15 protein-coding genes and 1 pseudogene are annotated in these 18,253 nt (G+C 71.5%); 8 read left to right on the forward strand and 8 right to left on the reverse strand.

Annotation, left to right across the window (positions count from 1 at the left end; genetic code table 11):
* The 3 genes and pseudogenes from DI573_RS08390 to pstS all read right to left on the reverse strand — a co-directional run.
* Nucleotides 1-343, reverse strand: a pseudogene (locus tag DI573_RS08390) (phosphate ABC transporter, permease protein PstA); the annotation flags it as partial.
* 1 nt (nucleotide 344) lies between these two features.
* The gene (gene pstC, locus DI573_RS08395; RefSeq protein WP_292812792.1) at nucleotides 345-1,292 is read right to left on the reverse strand and encodes a phosphate ABC transporter permease subunit PstC; all 948 of its coding nucleotides are present in this window, start codon (nucleotides 1,290-1,292) and stop codon (nucleotides 345-347) included.
* 86 nt (nucleotides 1,293-1,378) lie between these two features.
* Entirely contained in the window at nucleotides 1,379-2,485 is a 1,107-nt protein-coding gene (pstS, locus tag DI573_RS08400; protein WP_292812795.1) for a phosphate ABC transporter substrate-binding protein PstS, read from the reverse strand.
* A gap of 162 nt (nucleotides 2,486-2,647) precedes the next feature.
* Between pstS and DI573_RS08405 the strand changes: the two genes are divergently transcribed.
* Genes DI573_RS08405 through DI573_RS08415 form a run of 3 tightly spaced genes read left to right on the forward strand, consistent with a single transcriptional unit; the run spans nucleotide 2,648 to nucleotide 8,611 of the window.
* The gene (locus tag DI573_RS08405) at nucleotides 2,648-3,328 is read left to right on the forward strand and encodes a hypothetical protein (protein WP_292812797.1); all 681 of its coding nucleotides are present in this window, start codon (nucleotides 2,648-2,650) and stop codon (nucleotides 3,326-3,328) included.
* A 28-nt stretch (nucleotides 3,329-3,356) separates the two neighbouring features.
* Entirely contained in the window at nucleotides 3,357-7,310 is a 3,954-nt protein-coding gene (locus tag DI573_RS08410) for a Pls/PosA family non-ribosomal peptide synthetase (protein ID WP_292812823.1), read from the forward strand.
* The gene (locus DI573_RS08415; RefSeq protein WP_363331352.1) at nucleotides 7,265-8,611 is read left to right on the forward strand and encodes a M1 family metallopeptidase; all 1,347 of its coding nucleotides are present in this window, start codon (nucleotides 7,265-7,267) and stop codon (nucleotides 8,609-8,611) included. The genes DI573_RS08410 and DI573_RS08415 overlap by 46 nt, the downstream gene beginning before the upstream one ends.
* Before the next feature lie 19 nt (nucleotides 8,612-8,630).
* Here the strand turns inward: DI573_RS08415 and DI573_RS08420 are convergent, their stop codons facing one another.
* The 4 genes from DI573_RS08420 to DI573_RS08435 are packed head-to-tail and all read right to left on the reverse strand — an operon-like array spanning nucleotide 8,631 to nucleotide 13,033.
* Nucleotides 8,631-9,182, reverse strand: a complete 552-nt coding sequence (locus DI573_RS08420; RefSeq protein WP_292812799.1) for a 4-phosphopantetheinyl transferase — start codon at nucleotides 9,180-9,182, stop codon at nucleotides 8,631-8,633.
* 8 nt (nucleotides 9,183-9,190) lie between these two features.
* Nucleotides 9,191-10,129 (reverse strand): NUDIX domain-containing protein, encoded by a 939-nt coding sequence (locus DI573_RS08425; protein WP_292812801.1) that lies wholly within the window; start codon nucleotides 10,127-10,129, stop codon nucleotides 9,191-9,193.
* Nucleotides 10,126-12,294: an RNA degradosome polyphosphate kinase gene (locus DI573_RS08430; protein WP_292812804.1), complete on the reverse strand. Its 2,169-nt coding sequence runs from the start codon at nucleotides 12,292-12,294 to the stop codon at nucleotides 10,126-10,128. Before DI573_RS08430 ends, DI573_RS08425 begins: the two co-directional genes overlap by 4 nt.
* 43 nt (nucleotides 12,295-12,337) lie before the next feature.
* The gene (locus DI573_RS08435; protein WP_292812806.1) at nucleotides 12,338-13,033 is read right to left on the reverse strand and encodes a response regulator transcription factor; all 696 of its coding nucleotides are present in this window, start codon (nucleotides 13,031-13,033) and stop codon (nucleotides 12,338-12,340) included.
* Between the two features lie 127 nt (nucleotides 13,034-13,160).
* On the opposite strand from DI573_RS08435, the gene DI573_RS08440 reads away from it, so the two are divergent.
* The 4 genes from DI573_RS08440 (at nucleotide 13,161) to DI573_RS08455 (ending at nucleotide 16,552) form a co-directional block, all read left to right on the forward strand.
* Nucleotides 13,161-13,451, forward strand: coding sequence for a hypothetical protein (locus DI573_RS08440; protein ID WP_292812809.1), 291 nt, complete (start codon nucleotides 13,161-13,163; stop codon nucleotides 13,449-13,451).
* 187 nt (nucleotides 13,452-13,638) lie between these two features.
* On the forward strand, nucleotides 13,639-14,244 hold the full coding sequence (locus DI573_RS08445) for an FABP family protein (protein ID WP_292812811.1): 606 nt from the start codon (nucleotides 13,639-13,641) through the stop codon (nucleotides 14,242-14,244).
* On the forward strand, nucleotides 14,244-15,362 hold the full coding sequence (locus DI573_RS08450) for a glycine cleavage T C-terminal barrel domain-containing protein (protein WP_292812813.1): 1,119 nt from the start codon (nucleotides 14,244-14,246) through the stop codon (nucleotides 15,360-15,362). Before DI573_RS08445 ends, DI573_RS08450 begins: the two co-directional genes overlap by 1 nt.
* Nucleotides 15,359-16,552 (forward strand): FUSC family protein, encoded by a 1,194-nt coding sequence (locus DI573_RS08455; RefSeq protein ID WP_292812816.1) that lies wholly within the window; start codon nucleotides 15,359-15,361, stop codon nucleotides 16,550-16,552. The genes DI573_RS08450 and DI573_RS08455 overlap by 4 nt, the downstream gene beginning before the upstream one ends.
* A 7-nt stretch (nucleotides 16,553-16,559) precedes the next feature.
* Here DI573_RS08455 and DI573_RS08460 read toward each other — a convergent pair whose 3' ends face one another.
* Nucleotides 16,560-17,399, reverse strand: coding sequence for a class I SAM-dependent methyltransferase (locus DI573_RS08460; RefSeq protein WP_292812818.1), 840 nt, complete (start codon nucleotides 17,397-17,399; stop codon nucleotides 16,560-16,562).
* A gap of 50 nt (nucleotides 17,400-17,449) precedes the next feature.
* Here DI573_RS08460 and DI573_RS08465 point away from each other — a divergent pair, with 50 nt between their 5' ends.
* Entirely contained in the window at nucleotides 17,450-18,202 is a 753-nt protein-coding gene (locus DI573_RS08465; protein WP_292812821.1) for a phosphoglyceromutase, read from the forward strand.
* Nucleotides 18,203-18,253: the final 51 nt, after the last annotated feature.

An 18,253-nucleotide genomic window follows, 5' to 3' on the forward strand; every position in this document is an offset into this window, starting at 1 on the left:
CCGTGACACCGAGGGAGATCAGCGGCACCATCGCGATCGCGAAGGCGGTGCTGACGACACCGGTCACGAGGCGGTCGACGGCCTTGCGGCGGCCCTCGATCATCGATGACACGATGGTGATGAGCACGAGGTAGGCCAGTGCCGTCACGACGAGCACACCGGCGATGTTGATGCCGGAGCCGTCGGCGACGGCGAGGATTCCGAAGATCAGCAGGCTCAGCAGCGCGCTCGCGCCCAACAGGGCCCAAGGAACCCAGGTGGGCAGGCGACCGGCGGTGATGCGAGGCGCCTGCGAGGTCGGGGTGGGCGCCGGACTCTGCGTCGGGGTGGACGTGAGTGTCATGTCAGTTGGCTCCCGAGAATTCCTTGCGGCGGTTGACGACCCACCGAGCGAAGGCGTTGACCGCGAAGGTGACGATGAAGAGGATCAGGCCCGTGGCGATGAGCACATTGACGTTGACGCCGTAGGCCTCGGGGAAGGTGAGCGCGATGTTCGCGGGGATCGTGCTGGGGTTCTCGGAGGTGAGCAGACGGAAGCTGACGATTCCGGTGGCGGAGAGCACCATCGCGACGGCCATGGTCTCGCCGAGGGCCCGGCCGAGACCCAGCATCGAGGCGGAGACGATGCCGGAGCGGCCGAAGGGGAAGACGGCCATGCGGATCATCTCCCAGCGAGTCGCTCCGAGGGCGAGGGCCGCCTCCTCGTGCAGCACCGGAGTCTGCAGGAAGATCTCGCGGCAGATCGCGGTGATGATCGGAACGACCATGACCGCGAGCACGATCGCTGCGGTGAAGATCGTGCGTCCGGTGCCCGAGACGGGGCCGGAGAAGAGGGGGAACCACCCGGCGTTGTCGACGAGCCAGCTGTAGACCGGCTGCACGGCGGGGGCGAGCACGAGGATTCCCCACAGGCCGAAGACGACGGACGGGACGGCGGCGAGAAGGTCGACGACGTAGCCGAGCCCCTGCGCGAGTCGGCGCGGGGCGTAGTGCGAGATGAAGAGGGCGACGCCCACCGAGAGCGGGACGGCCATGAGCAGCGCGAGGAAGCTGGCCCAGACGGTGCCGAAGGCGAGCGGCCAGACGTAGTCCCAGAAGTTCGTGCTGAGGATCGAGGCGTCTTCGCTTGTTGCGGCCATGCCCGGAACGGACTGCACGACGAGGAAGATCGCGACCGCGGCGAGCGTGACGAGGATCATCGATCCGGCGAAGAGCGCGGTTCCCGAGAACCAGCGGTCGCCGGGCCGCAGCGGAACCTTCGTGGTGGCGGCCGGTGAAGCGGTGGTGGTCATCTCATCCTGTTCTCGGGTGATGCGGGATGTTCAGTTGTGGGATGACTCCCGGTCCGCGGGTGACCGCGGACCGGGAGCCGAAGGAATTACTCGACGACGATCAGGTCGAGCGCAGCCTGCATGTTCTCACGCTGCGTCTCGGAGATCGGCGCGGAACCGGCGGCGGCAGCCGCCTCGTCCTGACCCTCGGGGCTGATGACGTACTCGAGGAAGCCCTTCACGAGCGGCGCGGTCGCGGCGTCGGTGTACTCCTCGCACGCGATCATGTAGCTCACGAGAACGATCGGGTACGCGGCCTCGTCGGGCGTGCGGTCGAGCGCGATGGCGAGGTCGCCGTCGGTGCGGCCCTCTTCGCGCGGCGAGGCGTCGACGATCGCGGCAGCCGCCTCGGGGGTGAAGCTGACGAACTCGTCGCCGATCCGTACCGCGACCGTGCCGAAGCCCTCGGCGCGCGACGCGTCGGCGTACGTGACCGCGCCGGGAGCGCCCTCGACGGCGGCGACGACACCCGAGGTGCCCTGCGCGGCCTCACCGGTGACGGGGGTGGCGGGCCACTCGCCGTCGGCCTCCCACTCCCACACCTCGGGAGCGGCCTGGGCCAGGTAGTCGGTGAAGTTCTCGGTGGTGCCCGAGTCGTCGGCGCGGTGCACCGGCGTGATCGCCAGGTCGGGCAGCTCGACACCCTCGTTGTCGGCGGCGATCGCCGGGTCGTTCCAGTTGCTGATGGTGCCCGCGAAGATGCCCGCGACGACGGCGGGGGACATGTTCAGCGTCTCGATGCCGTCGAGGTTGAAGATGACCGCGATCGGGGAGATGTAGGACGGGATCTCGATGATGCCCGTGCCCTCGACGCAGGCGTCGAACGGGCCCTCGGCGATCTCGTCGATCGTGAAAGCGCGGTCGGAGCCGGCGAAGCCGACGGCGCCGGCCTGGAACGAGTCGCGACCCGCGCCCGAGCCCGAGGGGTCGTAGCTGATGGTGACGTCGGGGTTGACGGTCTGGAACCCGGCCGACCACGCCTGGACGCCGACCTCCTGGGCCGACGAACCGGCGCCGACGAGCTCGCCCGAGAGGCTGCTGCCGCCCTCGGTGGGCTCCGTCGTGGTGCCGCCTTCGTTTGCGGCGCAACCGGCGAGGGCGAGAGCGGCGACGGCGCCCAGGGCCGCGACGCGCGAGATTCGGGTGATCTTCACTGTGTATCCGTTTCGATCCGTTACAGGGGTATGTGTCCCGGTGCAGGGCACACAGCGACGCTAAGAGGGCGTGCTTAAGAGAGTGCGCCCGGGCGGTTAACGGGAGGTGAACGGCGGAGGGCGCCCCGAGCCTGTTCACGCGGCCCCCATATGCTGTGCGCCATGGCCCAGAAGAGCACGAAGCAGAAGGCCGCGGTCGCGGCGATGGATGACGCGGCGACCGCCGCGAAGCAGGCGCGCAAGGCCGCCAGATCCCTGCCGCCCAAGGCCGCGAAGAAGGTCCGCGCGCTCGCCGACGAGGCCGCCGACCGTGCCGACGCGTCGAAGAAGGCGGTGCGCACCAAGCCCGCCAAGGTCGCCGCCAAGGCCAAGGACGCCGCCGCACGTCTGCGCAAGGCGACCGAGGCGGCCCTGGCGAAGGTCGAGCGCAAGGCGACACTGCGCGCCGAGGCCGAGCGCGCCGCCGCCGAGGCCGCACGCGCCGAAGCTGACGCGAACGCCCGCTCCGCCGAGGCGAAGGCGCTGAAGAAGACCGCCGCGAAGGCCGAGAAGGCCGCCCAGCGCGCGGCGGAGGTCGCCGACCGCGCCGTGCACGATCTCAACTCCTCACCGGAGCCGGAGCCGGAGCCGGAGCCGGAGCCGCAACCCGAGCCCACCCCGGCCGACACCCCCGACCCGGCAGCGCCCGAGCCCACAGCGACCGACGTCCCCCGACCCGCAGCATCCGACGACGACCTCTCCTCCCTCACGGTCGCCCGCCTGCGCGCCCGCGCGCGTGACGAGGGTCGTGCGGGCTACTCGCGCATGACCAAGGCGCAGCTCGTCGCGCTGCTGACCGACTGACGTGAACGAGAGCCCCCGCCCGGCCCCGATCCTGCAGCCGGGCCTCGATCGACGCGCCCACGCGCCCGCCGAGCGCACGCTGCTCGACATCCTGCGCGCCACGACGGCCCGGCACCCGGAGGCATCGGCGATCGACGACGGATCGGGGGCGCTGAGCTACCGCGAGCTCATGGCGCGGGTGGGGCGCACCGCGGCGCGGCTGCATGAGGCAGGGGTGCGCCGCGGCGACCGGGTCGGCGTGCGCATGCCCTCCGGCACGAAGGAGCTGTACATCTCGATCCTCGGCGTGCTCGCCGCGGGTGCGGCGTACGTGCCGGTCGACGCCGACGACCCCGACGAGCGGGCGGCTCTCGTCTTCGGCGAGGCGCGGGTGCGCGGCACGATTCAGGGCGCGGGCGAGTTCCATCCCGCCACCGACACACAGGCGGTGGATGCTGTCGCGGCGACGCCGCGCGACGACCCGGCATCGTCCCTCTTCTCGGGCACGGCCCCGCACCCCAGCACGCACGCGGTGATCGCCGTCCCGCCGCCCACCGCGGACGATGACGCGTGGATCATCTTCACCTCCGGCTCGACGGGGACGCCCAAGGGCGTCGCGGTCAGCCATCGCTCGGCCGCAGCCTTCGTCGATGCCGAGGCGGCGCTGTTCCTCCAGGACGATCCGCTGGGGCCGGGCGACCGCGTCCTCGCGGGCCTGTCGGTGGCCTTCGACGCGTCGTGCGAGGAGATGTGGCTCGCGTGGCGTCACGGCGCGTGTCTCGTGCCGGCTCCGCGCGCGCTCGTGCGGTCGGGCGAGGACCTCGCGCCGTGGCTGGTGCGCCAGCAGATCACGGTCGTCTCGACCGTGCCCACCCTCGCCGCCCTGTGGCCGGCCGAGTCGATCGAGAACGTGCGCCTGCTGATCTTCGGCGGCGAGGCGTGCCCGCCCGAGCTCGCGGCGCGGCTGGCCGATGAGAGCCGTGAGGTGTGGAACACCTACGGCCCGACCGAGGCGACCGTCGTCGCGTGTGCCGCGATCCTCGACGGCACGTCGCCCGTCCGTATCGGTCTGCCGCTCGATGGCTGGGCCCTGGCCGTCGTCGATGCCGAGGGTGCGCCCGTCGCACCGGGCGCGGTCGGAGAGTTGATCATCGGCGGCGTGGGCCTCGCGCGATACCTCGACCCGGCCAAGGACGCCGAGAAGTACGCGGCCATGCCGACCCTGGGGTGGGAACGCGCGTATCGCTCCGGCGACCTCGTGCGCTACGACCCGGAGGGCCTCGTGTTCCAGGGCCGGGCGGACGACCAGGTCAAGATCGGCGGGCGCCGCATCGAGCTCGGTGAGGTGGAGGCCGCGCTGCAGGCCCTGCCGCGGGTCGCGGGTGCCGCGGTGGCGGTGCGGCGCACGGAGGCCGGAATCGACATCCTGGTCGGATACCTGGCTGTCGACGAGGGTTTCGATCGCGCCTCGGCTCGCGCCGATCTCGCGGCGACGCTGCCCGCGCCCATGGTGCCGCTGATCGCGGTCGTCGACGAGCTGCCCGTGCGCACCTCGGGCAAGGTCGACAAGGCCGCCCTGCCGTGGCCTCTTCCCGGTGTCGAAGCCGAGGAGTCCTCGCTGACGGGCGTCGAGGACTGGCTCGCGCAGCAGTGGCGTGCCGTTCTCGGGGTGCCCGTGCCGGATGCCACCGCGGACTTCTTCGACCTCGGCGGCGGCTCCCTCGCGGCCGCGCAGCTCGTCTCGCGCATCCGGGTGCGCGCGCCCGAGTTCTCGGTTGCCGACATCTACGACCTGCCGCGCCTGGGCGCGATGGCCAAGGCGCTGGGCCGCCTGGGCGAAGAGGCGTCCTCGACGTATCGGATGCCGGCACCCACGCCTCGCTCGACGCAGGTCCTGCAGACCCTCATGGGTGTGCCGCTGTTCATCCTGACGGGCATCCGCTGGCTGCTGTATCTGCTCACGGCGGGCGCGATCCTGCGCCTCGTGCCCGGGTTCGACGTGCTTCCGGTCGTGCCGTGGTGGGTGCTCGTGCCGGGCCTGATGGTGTTCGCGACGCCGTTCGGGCGCATGGCGATCGCCGCGGCGGCGGCGCGGATGCTGTTGGCCGGCGTCCGCGCGGGAGATCATCCGCGCGGCGGGTCGGTGCACATCCGGCTGTGGCTGGCCGAGCAGATCGCCGATCAGGTCGATGCGGTGGGCCTGGCCGGTGCGCCGTGGATCAGCTATTACGCCCGCGCGCTCGGCGCCAAGATCGGGCGCGACGTCGACATGCACACGCTTCCGCCCGTCACGGGGATGCTGCAGGTCGGTGACGGTGCCGCGATCGAGCCCGAGGTCGACCTGACCGGGTACTGGATCGACGGCGATGTCGTGCGGATCGGCTCGGTGCGCATCGGCGCAGAGGCCACGGTGGGCGCGCGCAGCACGCTCGCGCCGGGTGCACGCATCGGCCGGCGCGCCGAGATCGCGCCGGGCTCGGCGGTCTTCGGCCGCGTGCGCGCCGACCAGCGCTGGGCCGGATCGCCGGCCGAGCGCGTCGGCGGCGCCGCGGAGGACTGGCCCACCGAGCGTCCTCCCGCGCCGACGCGGTGGCTGTGGGCCTACGCCGCCTCGTCCGCGCTCCTCGCGCTCCTGCCGCTGGTCGCCTTCAGCGCGGGCGGCCTTGTGCTGGCCGCCGGTATGCGCGGCGCCGGCAGCCTCGCCGCGGCGGCGCTCGCCGCCTTCGCCTGGCTCGTGCCCGCCGTGCTCGTGGCGGGTGTCGTCTTCGCGGCATCCGTCGTCCTGCTCGTGCGCCTGCTGCAGGTGGGTCTCGCCGAGGGCACCCACCCCGTGCGCAGCCGTGTCGGCTGGCAGGCGTGGACCATCGAGAGGCTGCTGGATTCGTCGCGCACGATCCTCTTCCCGCTGTACTCGAGCCTGTTCACCCCCCTCTGGCTGCGGATGCTGGGGGCGAAGGTCGGACGCGACGTCGAAGCATCCACCGTGCTGCTCATCCCCGCGATGACGACGATCGAGGACGGCGCGTTCCTCGCGGACGACACGATGGTCGCCTCCTATGAGCTGCGCGGGGGGTGGATGCGCATCGGCGCGGTGCGCATCGGCAAGCGCGCGTTCCTCGGCAACTCGGGCATGGCGGCACCGGGGCACAGGGTGCCCAAGGGCGGGCTCGTGGCCGTGCTCTCGGCCGCACCGCTGAAGGCCAAGGCGGGCACGTCGTGGCTGGGATCGCCGGCCGTGCGCCTGCGCCGGGTCTCGAGCGACGCCGACGAGAGCCGCACCTACCGGCCGCGTGCCGGGCTGCGGGTCGCGCGGGCGCTCTGGGAGCTGTGTCGCATCGTGCCCGTGATCGTGACGTGCGCGATCGGACTCGGCGTGCTGTTCGCGCTCGCCGCCCTCGTGCAGGCCTTCGGCGCCGTCGTCGCCGTGCTGCTCTCGGGCGTGGTGCTCCTCATCGCGGGCGCCGTGGCGGCGGGCGTGTCGACCCTCGCGAAATGGCTGCTCGTCGGCGTGATCCGCGCGGGCGAGAAACCGCTGTGGTCGAGTTTCGTCTGGCGCACCGAGGTGTCCGACACCTTCGTCGAGATGGTGGCGGCTCCGTGGTTCGCGCGATCGGCGGCCGGCACGCCCGCGCTGGCGGTGTGGCTGCGCTCGCTCGGGGTGCGGATCGGCCGCGGCGTCTGGTGCGAGAGCTACTGGCTGCCCGAGCCCGACCTCGTCTCGCTGGGCGACGCATCGACGGTCAACCGGGGTTGCGTCGTGCAGACGCACCTGTTCCATGATCGGATCATGAGCATGGATGCCGTCTCGATCGAACCCGGGGGCACGCTCGGCCCGCACAGCGTGATCCTGCCCGCCGCCACGATCGGCGCGAACGCGACCGTGGGCCCGGCCTCGCTCGTGATGCGCGGCGAGACGGTGCCGGTGGGCAGCCGGTGGAGTGGCAATCCGATCGGGCCGTGGCGCGCGGTCAAGGTGCGCTCGTACCAGTCGAGCGCATCGTGACGGGCGCCCACCTGCCCGCCCCCGACGCCTATGCCCCGCAGAGCGGCGACCTCTCCTACGACGTCGAGTCCTACGACATCCAGATCGACTACAAGCCCTCCACCAACCGCCTGTCGGGTCGCGTCGTGATCAATGCGGTCGCCCGCCGCCCGCTCCGCTCGTTCGCGCTCGACCTGGTCGGCCTGCGGGCCAACAAGGTGCGCGTCGACGGCGAGCGTCGCACGTCGTTCCGGCAGGGACCGCGGATGCTGCGGGTCACCCCTGCGGCGCCCTTGGCCCTGGATGACCGCTTCTCGATCGAGGTCGCGTACGCGGGTGCGCCGTCACCGCGCCGCTCGCGCTGGGGCACGATCGGGTGGGAGGAGCTCGAGGACGGCGTGCTCGTCGCGGCGCAGCCGACGGGCGCGCCGACCTGGTTCCCCTGCAACGATCGACCCGACGACAAGGCCGCCTATCGCATCAGCGTGACGACGGATGCCGCCTATCGGGTGGTCGCGACGGGGGAGCGCCGCGAGGTGCGCCGCGCCGGGGGTTCGCTCGTCTGGACCTTCGAGCAGCCCGTACCCACGGCGACGTACCTCGCGACGGTGCAGATCGGACGCTACGTCGAGACCGCGCTCGAGCTCGACGGCGTACCCGGCGCGCTCCATCATCCGCCGTCGCTGAACCGTGAGGTCGGCACCGCGTTCGCCGACCTCGGCGCGATGATGCGGGCGTTCCAGCACGCGTTCGGGCCGTATCCGCTCGGCCGCTACGACGTCGTCGTCACAGCTGATGCGCTCGAGATCCCGCTCGAGGCGCAAGGCATGGCGGTGTTCGGCTCGAACCACCTCGACGGATCGGCCGAGCGCCTGGTCGCCCACGAGCTGGCCCACCAGTGGTTCGGCAACAGCGTCGGCCTCTCGCACTGGCGCGACATCTGGCTCAACGAGGGCTTCGCCTGCTACGCGGAATGGATCTGGTCCGAGGCTTCAGGGGGCCCCACCGCGGCCGCGCGCGCGGCGGTCCACCACGCGCGCGTCGCCGCACAGCCGCAGGATCTGCTGCTGTCCGATCCCGGCCCCGACCTGATGTTCGACGACCGGGTCTACAAGCGCGGGGCTCTCACGCTGCATGCGCTCCGCGTGCGGGTCGGAGACCGGGCGTTCTTCGAGATCCTGCACCGCTGGTGCGCCGATCACCGGCACGGCCTCGCCACCACCGAGGACTTCGTCGCGTGCGCCGAGGCTGTGACCGATGAACCCCTCGCGGATCTCTTCATGCGCTGGCTCTCGCACACCCCGCTGCCGCCGCTGCCGTAGCTCCGGCAGTTCGCGGGGATCACGAACGGATCGCGAGGCTCACGACCAGTCCGCGAGGACCGCGCACGCGCCGCACGCGATACGGGATGCCGTCGCTCTCCGCCGCGTCCGGTTCGCTGATCCGCGCGACCACTCCCCGCACCCCGCGTGAGATCCGCACCCGCGCCGGATCCACCGACAGGCCGCGCCCATCGGCCTTGAGCACGGCCTCGACGCGGGTCCACCGGCGCAGCGAGGTGCGCCGTCCCGGGGTGATGACCCCGTGCAGCGCCGCGCCGCGCGCCCGTGATCGCGGCTCGGCGTCCACGCCCACGGCATCGACCCGGCCCGCGTCGCCGACCGCCACGAGCACCCACCCGTCCGCGTACGACACGCTCGCATGCACGCCCGCCGCCTCCGCGACCGGGCGTCCGTGCGTCGTGCTCCCGCACCGCGGACACGACCGCGCGATCGCCCCCGTCCCGCCGGCGATCCGCGCGATGAGCGCGTCGGCGACGGCGCGACGCGTCAGCCCGGCATCCACTCGGCACCAGCCGACCCGCACGCCGCCGGCCGCGCGTCGCACGCGCACACGCCCGATCACACGGTGGGCGCGTGCGTCTCGATCGAGACGATGCCCGAGCCGGGGTTCGTCGCCGAGAGATGCACGACCGAGAAGGCGCCCACCTCGAGCGCGGAGGCACTGCCGAGGTACGACCCGCGCAGCGTGCCGGTGGCCAGCGCGAGCTCGGAGAGCACGTCGGGCAGCACGGGACCGTGGCTGCACAGCACGGCGGCCTTGCCCGAGCGCACGCGGTGGCCGATCAGCGAGCGCACGTCGGCGCGGCCCTGCTCCCAGGCGTCCTGGCTCAGCCGATCGTCGCGGTCGATGCTGCGGCCGAGTGCCGCCGAGAGAGGCACGACGGACTTCATGCAGCGCACGGCCGGGCTGCTGATGATCTTGCGCACACCGAACGCCTGCAGCGGTCCGACGATGGCGTTCGCCTGGCGCTTGCCGCGTCCCGACAGCGGCCGCGACGCGTCCGGCCCGTCCCAGTCCGCGCGCGAGACCGCTTTGCCGTGCCGGAGCGCGATGATCGGGAACGTCGAGAGCACCCCGTCGTCGACGAGCTTCAGGAAGTTCTCGAGGATCTCGATGTCGACGGGGTAGCTGAGGTAGCCGAGCGCCTTCTTGACGCTGACCCACTCGACCGCCGCGATCTCCTTGTTGGGGACGAAGCTCGACGCGCGGATCGCGATGTCGGTGGCCTCCGCCGCCCAGTAGTGCACGATCTTCTGGCGTCCGTTGGGCAGGTGATACTTCGACACCCCCACGGGCGCGCCGAGCGCGACCCGGATGCCGGTCTCCTCCTCCACCTCCCGCGCCGCGGTCTCGGCGAGCATCTCACCCGGGTCGACCTTGCCCTTGGGCAGCGTGACGTCGCGGTATGCGGTTCGGTGCACCACGAGGATGCGCAGCTTGTTCTCGACCAGGCGCCACACGACCGCGCCCGCCGCGTAGACGGCGGTATCGGTCATCGCACCGCCCGTGCACGCCGGCGGCGCTGCACGCTCGACATGGTGCGGTCCTGGATGTCGATCAGAGGCTTGCCCTCGGCATCCGTGCTGTGCCGTACCCATTCGCCGTCGGGGCCCAGCCACCACGACGAGGTGGTATCGCTCATCGCGAGATCGAACAGGCCCGACAGCTCCTTCAGGTGCGAGGGCTGCACGACGCGCACGAGCGCCTCGACGCGGCGGTCGAGGTTGCGGTGCATCATGTCGGCGCTGCCGATGTAGACCTGAGGGTCGCCGTCGTTGTCGAACGCGAAGATGCGGGAGTGCTCGAGGTACCGGCCCAGGATGCTGCGCACCGTGATGTTCTCGCTCATGCCGGGCACGCCCGGCTTGAGCGAGCAGATCCCGCGCACCCACACCTCGACGGGCACGCCGTCCTGACTCGCCCGGTAGAGCGCATCGATGATCTGCTCGTCGACCATCGAATTGACCTTGATGCGGATGCGCGCCGGCTTGCCGGCGAGGGCGTTGCGGCGTTCCTTGTCGATCAGACGCAGCAGGCCCTTGCGCAGGTGGAGGGGCGCCACCAGGAGGCGCTTGAACTTCTTCTCGATCGCATAGCCGGAGAGTTCGTTGAACAGGCGCGTCAGGTCTCGGCCGACCTGGTCGTCGGCGGTGAAGAGGCCGAAGTCCTCGTAGATGCGGCTGGTCTTGGGGTTGTAGTTGCCTGTGCCGACGTGACTGTAGCTGCGCAGGACCCCGCCCTCCTCGCGGATGACGAGCGCGAGCTTGCAGTGGGTCTTCAGGCCCACCAGGCCGTACACGACGTGCACCCCGGCCTTCTCGAGCTTGCGTGCCCAGACGATGTTGGCGGCCTCGTCGAAGCGGGCCTTGATCTCGACGAGGGCGAGCACCTGCTTGCCGGCCTCGGCGGCGTCGATGAGCGCCTCGACGATCGGGCTGTCGCCCGACGTGCGGTAAAGCGTCTGCTTGATGGCGAGCACGTGCGGGTCTTTCGCCGCCTGCTCGAGGAACGCCTGCACGCTCGTCGCGAACGACTCGTAGGGGTGGTGCACGAGCACGTCGCCCTTGCGGATCGCCGAGAAGATGTCGACGCGGTCGTTGTTGTCCCCGGGCTGGAACGCGACCGCGGTCGTGGGCAGGTGCGGCTTGTACCGGAGTTCGGGCCGGTCGATGCGGGCGAGATCGAAGAGTCCGCGCAGGTCGAGCGGGCCGGGCAGCCGGTAGACCTCCTGCTCGGTGATGTCGAGCTCGGTGATGAGCAGGTCGAGGGTCACCTCGTCCATGTCGTCGGTGATCTCGAGCCGGATCGGTGGACCGAACCGGCGCCGCAGCAGCTCGGCCTCGAGCGCCTGGATGAGGTTCTCGGTCTCGTCCTCCTCGATGACCATGTCCTCGTTGCGGGTGAGGCGGAACGCGTGATGATCGAGGATCTCCATACCGGGGAAGAGATCCTCGAGGTGGTTGGAGATGAGGTCCTCGAGAGGCAGATAGCGCACCCGGCCGTCGGCGCTCGGCACCTCGACGAAGCGCGGAAGCATGGGCGGAACCTTCAGACGTGCGAACTCCTGCCGCCCCGTCCGCGCGTTGCGGATGCGCACGGCGAGGTTGAGTGAGAGCCCCGAGATGTAGGGGAAGGGGTGGGCGGGATCGACCGCGAGCGGCATCAGGACGGGGAAGACCTGGGACTGGAAGTAGTCGTAGAGCGCCGAGCGATCCTCATCGGCGAGTGCATCCCACGTCACGATCTCGATGCCCGCATCGGCGAGGGCGGGCATGACCAGGGAGGTCCAGGCCGCCGCGTGACGCAGCTGCAGGGTGTGCGCCTCGGCCGAGATGTCGGCGAGCACGTCGGCGGGGGCGCGGCCGACATTCGTCGGCATGGCCAGGCCCGTCACGATGCGGCGCTTCAGGCCCGCGACCCGCACCATGAAGAACTCGTCGAGGTTGCTCGCGAAGATCGCGAGGAAGTTCGCCCGCTCGAGCACCGGCAGCGCCGGGTCTTCGGCGAGCTCGAGCACGCGCTGATTGAAGGAGAGCCAGCTGACCTCGCGATCGAGGTAACGATGCTCGGGCAGCTGCGAGTCGAACGCCTCCACCGCCTCATCGAAGTCGTCGTCGTCGGCATCGCCGAGCCCTGCGTCGAGAATCGATGATTCGAGCATCCCCACATCATTGCAAATGCAGGTGACGCGTGTGTGAACGGGTTCAGGCCTTGCGCCCGCTGGAGGCGGGCAGCTGGTCCTCTTCGTAGACGTTGAAGCGGTATCCGACGTTGCGCACGGTGCCGATGAGCTGCTCGAGATCGCCCAGTTTCGCGCGCAGGCGCCGCACGTGCACGTCGACCGTGCGGGTGCCGCCGAAGTAGTCGTAGCCCCACACCTCGCTCAGCAGCTGCTCGCGCGTGAAGACCCGCGAGGGGTGCGTGGCGAAGAAATGCAGGAGCTGGAACTCCTTGTAGGTCAGATCCAGCGGCTTGCCGTGCACCTTCGCCGAGTAGGAGGACTCGTCGATCGTGATGCCCGAGGTCTGGATGCGGCTGGTGACCTGCTCCTGCGAGAGGCGGCCCATCGCCAGACGAACGCGGGCGTCGACCTCGGCCGGGCCCGCGCTGACGAGGATGACGTCGTCGACGCCCCAGTCGGTGCTGACCGCCGTGAGCCCACCCTCGGTCACCACGAGGATGAGGGGCGCGTCCAGGCCGGTCGTATTCAAGATCTTGCAGAGGGACTTGGCCCCGACGAGGTCGGTGCGGGCGTCGACGAAGATGATGTCGGCGCTCGGGGCGTTGACCAGCTGCGCAGGCTCGGCGGGGATCTGGCGCACCCTGTGGCTCAGGAGTTCCAGGGACGGCAGAACGGGACCGCTGCCGTGTGCGGAACTCAGAACGAGCAGTTGGGCCACGCGAATCCTCTCAGCGACGCCGCCAGGGCCGTCGTGGCCCCCTATCTTACGCCGACGCGCGGGTCGTGCCCCGCCGACGCCGCCGAACGGGTCGCGCGGCCGGCGCTCCGTGGGGGAGGATGAGGGCATGACGGTACCCGAGCTCGCCCCCCGCCCCACATTCGCGGGCATCGTGGCGGTCTGGGTCGTCGCGCTCGTCGCGGGGGTCGCGATCGCCGTCTTCGTGCCCTTCGAGGTGCGGGCCGTATGGTTCGCCCTCGCCCTGGCCGGCTCGCTCATCCTCGCCTTCGCCATCCAGCTCGTGTACGGACGCTCGGTGGGATTCATCGAGCGCGTGGGCGCCAGCATCCTGGGTGCCCTGCTGGTGCTCGGCCTGGTGTCGGCCGCCGTCGGCCTCGCCGCGATCATCCCCGAGTGACCGTGCTCCTCTTGCGCGCGTCGCACTAAGGTGGGTGGTATGGACCTCGTCGCACTCGAACTCTTCTTCGTGGGTCTGCTGGGCCTGGCGTCGCTCGCGATCGCGTTCGTCTCAGGCGTGGTGATCCTCAACCTCTACCGCGGCCAGCGCTGAGCTGCGCCGCAGTGTCGAACCTGCCGGAGGCACGGTGCTGAACCTGCCCGCGGATCTGCCCGCAGACCTCGTTCCCCTCTCGTGGCTCGTGGGTGTCTGGGAGGGCACCGGCGTCATCGACTACGAGGCGGCCGGACGCACGTACGCCGGCGAGTTCTCGCATCGCGTGAGCTTCAGCCATGACGGCGGCGACTATCTCAACTATTCGGCGACCGCATGGATCCAGGGAGTGGACGGCGCCCCCGACCGGCGGCTCGTCGCCGAGATGGGGTTCTGGCGCCTGTCGCGTCCCCTCGGGCATGCGGACCCGGGGCCCGGGCTGCTGCCCGCGCTCGAGACGGCGGCGCCCCGCACTGCCGACGACGTCGAGCGGCTGCGCACCGCCGAGGGCGGATTCGAGATCGAAGCCGTGATCGTGCACGCCGACGCCGTCTCCGAGCTCTATCTGGGGCAGGTCCGCGGACCGCGCATCGACCTGGCGACCGACGCCGTCGTGCGTCCCGCCGGGGCGAAATCCTACGCGGCGGCGACCCGCATGTACGGTCTCGTCGACGGGCATCTGCTCTGGGCGTGGGACATCGCGGCGCTCGGCCAGAAGCTCGGCGCCCACGCGTCGGCCCGCCTGGCGAGGGCAGACTGATGGCCTCGCCGCTGCTGACTCTGCCCGGCGCCGTCACCGACGAGCAGAGCACCGCCCCCGCGCACTACGGCAACCCGCTCGGCGAGCAGCGCCAGCTCGCCGAAGGGCGGGCGCTCGTGCACCTCGGCGACCGCGCGGTGCTCGAGGTCGCAGGCGCCGACCGCCTGACGTGGCTCGACACCATCACCTCGCAGCGCCTGACGGGGCTTGCCGCAGGGCATGGCACCGAGCTTCTCGTGCTCGACCCGCACGGACACGTCGAGCACGCGGCCGCCGTGGTCGACGACGGCGAGACGGCCTGGCTGATCGTCGACGCCGACGATGTCGCGGGGCTCGGCGCCTGGCTTCGCCGCATGGTCTTCCGCGCGGCCGTGACGATCACCGATCGCCCCGACCTCGTCGTGATCGGTCGCTCGGGCCCCGACGCATCGCCGGCTCGGGATGCCGTCGCTACGGCCGCCGCGGGAGCGCCCGCGCCTGCGTGGACCGATCCGTGGACGGGGGTCGAGCTCGGCGGGCATCAGTACGCGCCCGCAGCCGACCACCCCGGCGCGCACCGCGCGTGGGTCGAGACGATCCTCCCCGAGGAGGCGCTGCCGGCCCTCGCCGACGCCGTGCGTGCCGGCGCCGTCGCCCCGGCCGGTCTGCTGGCAGCCGAGGCCCTGCGCATCGCCGCCTGGCGACCCCGATGGGCCGCCGAGCTGGACGAGCGCACGCTTCCGCACGAGCTCGACTGGCTGCGCACGGCGGTGCACCTGAACAAGGGGTGCTACCGCGGCCAGGAGACGGTCGCCAAGGTGCACAATCTCGGGCACCCCCCGCGGCGCCTGGTCTTCCTGCACCTCGACGGCAGCGATTCGGTGCTTCCCGCGCGGGGCGCGCACGTGCTGCGTGACGACGCAGTCGTCGGCCGGATCACGTCGGCGGCGCTGCACCACGAGCTGGGTCCCATCGCGCTGGCGGTCGTCAAGCGCACCCTTCCCCCCGATGCGGCCGTCGTCATCGCGGTGGAGGACGAGCGGATCGCGGCCGCGCAGGAGGTCATCGTGCCTCCCGAGGCGGGGGCCGCAGCATCCGTGCCCCGCCTGCCGCGGTTGTCGTCCCGCGCCCGCGCGTGAGCGGGCCCCGGGGCGGCTCCGACGCCGAGGACGACGCCCCCGAGCCCGACGATCGTCGCTCGGCGGCGCGAGCACCGCGGCCCGATTCGACCCCGATGACCGTGGCCGTGCCGGTGCGCATGCGCGACCGGTTCGACCCGCGGCCCGGCATCGAGCGGCTGCGCGGCTCGGCGTTCGCCATCCTTCAGATCGTCACGGCCGCCACCGGTGCCTACACGTTCGCGTACTTCGTGCTCGGCCACACCGCGCCGCTGCTGGCCGCCACAGTGACGGTCTCGAGTCTGGGGCTCGTGCGCGATGCCCGTCCGCGTCGCGTCCTCGAGACCGTGACCGGGATGCTGGTGGGCATCCTGATCGCCGAGCTGATCATGCTCGGGCTCGGCGACGGGTGGTGGCAGCTGGGACTCACCCTGTTGCTCACACTGACCATCGGCCGCTTTCTCTCTCCGCAGCCGGCCTTCGCGATCGCGGCCTCGATCCAGTCCGCGATCGTGCTGATCCTGCCCGCCACCGGTGCCTCCTTCCCGTTCGGGCGGCTGCTGGACGGGCTCCTCGGCGGGGCGGCCGCGCTCCTGGTCACCGCGCTCATCCCGCGCAATCCGCGGTTCGAAGCCGCGCGCGAGGTGCGCCGTCTCTACGCCTCGATCGACGACGCCGTCGACACCCTCGCCCAGGGCCTGCGCCGGGGCAGCCGTATGCGCACCGAGCGCGGGCTCGAGAAGGCACGGGCACTGGATCCCGCCGTGCGGGCGTGGCGCGAGACGCTCGACTCGTCGGTGGCGATCGCGCGCATCTCGCCGTGGCTGCGCCGGCGGCGGTCCGACCTCGCGCGCAGCGAACGCATCCTTGCGGGCACGGATCTTGCGGTGCGCAACCTGCGCGTGATCGCGCGCCGCGCGGTGTACGTGGCCGACGACGGCGCCCCGCGCCCGGCTGTGGCCGACCTGCTGCAGGGGCTCGGGCGGGGGATCGCCCTCGTCGGCGCGTCGATCGACGACATCTCGCTCGAGCCCGTCGCGCGCGAGAGCGTGCTCGGTATCGCCCACCACCTCGATCCACGCGAGGTCGCCCCGGACGCCTCGCTCGGCGACCAGAACCTCATCGCCGCTCTGCGTCCCCTCGCCGTCGACCTGCTCGTGGCGGCCGGTATGCCGCGCGACGAGGCGCGGCGGCAGGTGCCGCGCATCTGACGCCGCCTCAGCGTGGCGCGACGGCCGACCAGGGGAGGGTGAGTTCGCCCAGTCGCCACCGTGCCCTGGTGCCGAGCACCGGCATCCCGTCGTCTTTCAGCCCCTCGACGGTCGCGATGAAGCGCTGACGCGCCCCGAACGCGCCCGCGGGCGCCGCGCGGGCCCACGCGCGATCCATCGCCGCGAGCACGTCGTGCACGCGTTCTCCGGCGACATTGCGGTGGATGAGTGCCTTCGGCAGTCGCTCGGCGACGATCCCGGGGGTCTCGAGCCCGGTGAGGCGCAGCGAGATCGTGAGGCGCAGCGGGGTGCCGTCCGCGTCGACGTCGATCCACGAGCCGACGCGGCCCAGTTCGTCGCACGTGCCCTCCACGAGCAGACCGCCGGGGGCGAGGCGGGCGGCGCTCAGCGCCCAGGCGGCGGCGACTTGACCCTCGTTGTACTGGCGCAGCACGTTCATGGCGCGGATCATCGTCGGACGGCGTCCGTTCTCGAGCGGGATCTCGAATCCGCCGACCCCGAAGGACACCCGCGCGTCGGCCGCGAACGTCGTCTCGCCCGCACGCACGCGCTCCATCTGAGCGCTCGCCCGCGCCACGCGCTCGGGCGAGATCTCGAGCCCCACGACCTCGACGTCGGGGCGATGCTTTCGCAATCGCGCGTGCAGCTCCAGCGCGGTGACGCCGCTCGCCCCGTAGCCGAGGTCGACGACGAGCGGATCGGCCGCGCGGCGCAGCGTCGGCAACGTGGCGAGGTAGCGGTCGTTGCGCCGCAGCCGGTTCGCTCCCGTCGTGCCACGGGTCGCCTGGCCGACGGGCCCGCGGGTGGGGGAGCGACGCGGTGTCATGCCTCCATGATGGCGGCACGGCGTTTGCCGGGCGTCGATATCATGGCCCCATGACCGCGCCCCATACCCTGATCCTGCTCCGCCACGGCCAGAGCGAATGGAACGAACTGAATCTCTTCACCGGCTGGGTGGACGTGCGTCTGACCGAGCTCGGCAAGTCCGAGGCCACGCGCGGCGGTGAGCTGCTCGCCGAGTCGGGACTCCTGCCCGACGTGCTGCACACGTCGGTGCTGAGCCGGGCGATCCAGACCGCCGACCTCGCCCTCGACGCCGCCGACCGCCTGTGGATCCCGGTCAAGCGCTCCTGGCGCCTGAACGAGCGTCACTACGGGGCGCTCCAGGGCAAGGACAAGGCGCAGACGCTCGCGGAGTTCGGCCAGGAACAGTTCATGCTGTGGCGCCGTTCGTTCGACGTGCCGCCGCCCGTGCTGGCCGATGACGACGAGTACAGCCAGGTGAACGACCCCCGCTATGTCGGGATCGACGGGGAGATCCCCCGCACCGAATCGCTCAAGCTCGTCATCGACCGCATGCTGCCTTACTGGCACAGCGACATCGCCCCCGACCTCAAGGCCGGCAAGACGGTGCTCGTCACGGCGCACGGAAACTCGCTGCGCGGCCTCGTCAAGCACCTCGAGGGCATCAGCGACGACGACATCTCCGAGCTCAACATCCCCACCGGCATCCCGCTGGTCTACCGTCTCGACGAGAACCTCGAGCCGCTCGGACCGGGCGAGTACCTCGACCCCGAGGCCGCTGCGGCGGGTGCTGCCGCCGTTGCCGCGCAGGGCGCCAAGCACTGACCCCGTGACGACGAAGGGAGCGGATGCCTGGGCCCAGGCATCCGCTCCCTT

Source organism: Microbacterium sp., assembly GCF_003248605.1.
Taxonomy (GTDB): Bacteria; Actinomycetota; Actinomycetes; order Actinomycetales; family Microbacteriaceae; genus Microbacterium.